This window comes from Acidovorax sp. HMWF018, assembly GCF_003061035.1.
GTDB classification, from domain to species: domain Bacteria; phylum Pseudomonadota; class Gammaproteobacteria; order Burkholderiales; family Burkholderiaceae_C; genus Acidovorax; species Acidovorax delafieldii.
The window spans coordinates 1-3,247 of the sequence record NZ_QAIM01000456.1; the positions used below are offsets into that span (position 1 = coordinate 1).

General features: G+C 70.4%; 3 protein-coding genes. All 3 read right to left on the reverse strand.

What is annotated here, in order from left to right:
* The coding region (locus DBR23_RS19180; protein ID WP_108499269.1) for a TRAP transporter large permease subunit at positions 1-1,361 on the reverse strand (1,361 nt) is incomplete at its 3' end.
* Positions 1,362-1,371: 10 nt separating this feature from the next.
* On the reverse strand, positions 1,372-1,905 hold the full coding sequence (locus DBR23_RS19185) for a C4-dicarboxylate ABC transporter substrate-binding protein (protein WP_108499270.1): 534 nt from the start codon (positions 1,903-1,905) through the stop codon (positions 1,372-1,374).
* 66 nt (positions 1,906-1,971) lie between these two features.
* A partial coding sequence (locus DBR23_RS19190) for an L-serine ammonia-lyase (RefSeq protein ID WP_233250575.1) occupies positions 1,972-3,247 on the reverse strand: 1,276 nt, incomplete at its 5' end.

A 3,247-nucleotide genomic window follows, 5' to 3' on the forward strand; every position in this document is an offset into this window, starting at 1 on the left:
GCCATCACCAGGGCGATCACGCCGGCCAGGCAGAGCAGGTAGGGCGCCAGCGCACGCGCCACCGCGCCCATGGCAGGCCGGGGCGCCACCTGGGCGCGGGAAAGCACCAGCGCGTAGCCCAGCGGCGGCAGCAGGAACCCCGCCTGCAGCACCAGCAAGGTGAGCGCGGCCACCCAGGCCGCGTCGTCCACCAGCGCCAGCAAGGGAGGAATGACGATGGGAATGATCAGAAAGATCAGCTCGAACGCGTCCAGCACAAACGCCGAGCCCAGCAGCACGGCCAGCACCACCCCCATGGCCAGCAGGGGCTGGCCCTGCAGGGCACGCATCCATTCGGCCACCAGCACATCGGTGCCGTAGGCGCGCAGCACCAGCGAGAACGTGACTGCCGCCACCAGCAGCGCAAACAGCGCGCCGGTGAGCGCCATGGCATCGTCCAGCACCTGCGCCAGCCGCCGCAGCGTGAGCTGGTGCGACGCCATGCCCCACACCAGCAGCAGCACCCCGGCGGTGGCGGCGGCCTCTACCGCCCGCACGCGGCCGGTGGTGACCAGTGCCAGCAGGGCCACGATGAGCATGGGCACCACGCCCAACGTCCAGCGCTCGCTGCGGGTCAGGGGCGCGGGTGCTGTGGACGCGACCCCTTGATCGGCGATGCCGACAGCGCGGCGCTGGGCCAGCCACCAGGTCACGCCCATCCACAACACCAGCAGCAGCGCACCGGGGGCCAGGGCAGCCTGCAGCACATCCTGGGTATTGATGATGCGGGTGCCTGCGCGGGCGCTGGCCAGCCCCAGCTGCGTGGCCAGGGTCAGGCCCTCGGTGTGGGCGCGCAGCATGGCATCGCCCAGCAGCAACAGCACCAGCGACGGCGGCACGATGATGCCCAGCGTGCTGGCCACGGCGACCAGGGCGGTGCGTCGGGCGGGCGGCATGCCTTCGTGGGCCCAGGCCTGCCCGGCGGTGTGCGACAGGGTCACCAGACTGGCCCCCACCGATCCGTTCATGGGCGCCATCAGCATGCCCACGCCCAGGCCCGCCATGTCGGGCGCGGCCCGTTGCCCCACCACGCGCGCCAACAATTTGCGCAGGCCGCTGTACAGGCCGTTGACCAGTGCCAGGTGGTTGAGCAGCGCGCCCACCACGGCGTATAGCACCAGCGCCTGTAGCAGGTCGTGTTCAAGCAGGCCCACCACGCGCTCCGGCAGGCTGCGCAGCACCGCGCCATCAAACGCGCCCAGCGCCAGGCCCGCCACCGCGCCCAGGGTACTGACGCCCAGCAGCACGGCGTAGGTGGCCCAGCCGGTCGTCATCATCAGCACCAGGGCCAGCACCAGCAGCAACAGGCCGATGGCGTTCATGGGATGGCGCTCATGCGTGGTCAGCCGGTGCGCTATTTGGCGTGCGCAGCGTGTGCACGGCCCGCCACAGGTCGGCCAGGGCTTGCAGGGCCAGCAGCACGGCCAGCAGCAACAAGGCTAGCTTGATGGCGAAGTAGCCGGGGTTGGCGGTTTCAGGAAAACTCTCCAGCCCCCGCACCGACCGCCACACCGTGGGCGCGGCGTTGATGCACACAAACACCGCCCAGGGCAGCACGGCCAGGGGCGCGCCCAGCAGGCGCATGGCGCGCACCCGGCCCCGGCCCGCATGGGCGAGGTCGGGGCGGCTGACCAGGTGGGCGCCGCGCCGGTCCGCGTGGCGCAGGGCCACGGCCACATACAGCGCAAACAGCACCTGCGCGAGGTCGTTGGCCTGGCTGGACCCCGCGCCCCACCCGTCGCGCAACGGCCATTGCAAAAACAGCAGCAGCACGACCAGCAGCGCCAGCGGCATCACCAGCGCGCCCAGGCGGTTGAGCCAGCGCTCCAGTGGCAAGGGTGTGGGCAGGTCCGGCGGCAGATGCATGCAGGTGAAGGGGCTACGAAACGTGCCGCGAGAGGGGCTGCAATAGAGGCCGGTAGGCGGCACGGTTCAGCATTCGACCACATTCACCGCCAGCCCGCCGCGCGATGTCTCCTTGTATTTCACCTTCATGTCCGCGCCGGTTTGCATCATGGTCTTGATGACCTTGTCGAGCGAGACCACGTGCTGCCCGTCGCCGCGCAGCGCCATGCGGGCGGCGTTGATGGCCTTGATCGCGCCCATGGCGTTGCGCTCGATGCAGGGGATCTGCACCAGACCGCCCACGGGGTCGCAGGTCATGCCCAGGTTGTGCTCCATGCCGATCTCGGCCGCGTTCTCCACCTGCTCGGGCGTGCCGCCCATCACAGCGGCCAGCGCGCCAGCGGCCATGGAGCAGGCCACGCCCACTTCACCCTGGCAGCCCACCTCGGCGCCGGAGAGTGAGGCGTTCTCCTTGTAGATGATGCCGATGGCGCCGGCGGTGAGCAAAAAGGTGGCAATGCCGTCGTCGTTGGCCGGGATGGGGCCCTGCAAAAAGTTGACGTAGTAGTGCAACACGGCCGGGATCACGCCCGCTGCACCATTGGTAGGGGCCGTCACCACGCGGCCGCCCGCGGCGTTTTCTTCGTTCACGGCCATGGCGTACAGGTTCACCCAGTCCAGCATGGACAGCGGGTCGCGCAGCGCGGCCTCGGGTGAGCGGCTCAGGTTCTTGTGCAGCTCGGCCGCACGGCGGCGCACATGCATGGGGCCGGGCAGGGTGCCGGTGCTGGCGCAGCCGCGCTGCACGGCGCCCGCCATGGTCTGCCAGATGGCCAGCAGCTGGCGCCGCACCTCAGCAGGGCTGCGCCAATGCTGTTCGTTGGCGGCCATGAGCTGGGCCACGCTCAAGCCGGTGGCGCGGCACTGCGCCAGCAGCTCAGCCCCGGTGCGGAACGGGTGTGGCAGGCCCTGGCCGTGGCCTGCGGTGTCGGCGCCCGCGCTGGCCGGGGTGTTGAGCACGCGCTGGCCTGCAGCGTCGACCACAAAGCCGCCGCCCACGGAGTAGTACTCGCGCATGGCGACGTCGTTGCCCTGCGCATCCAGTGCATGGAACGCCATGCCGTTGGGGTGCAGCGGCAGGCTTTTGCGGCGAAACAGCAAGTGGTCCTTTTCGACAAACGGCACGGCATGCTCGCCCAGCAACGCCAGCGTGCCGCTCTGGCGGATCTGTGCGATGGCGGGGGCGATCTGGTCGGGGTCGATGTGGTCTGGCTCGTGCCCTGCCAGACCGAGCAGCACGGCGCGGTCGGTGCCGTGGCCCACGCCGGTGGCCGAGAGGGAGCCGAACAGCTCCACGCTCACC

Bases quoted from the DNA above. Each gene is read 5' to 3' on its own strand.
- DBR23_RS19185 (WP_108499270.1), bottom strand. From the start codon at position 1,905: ATGCATCTGCCGCCGGACCTGCCCACACCCTTGCCACTGGAGCGCTGG.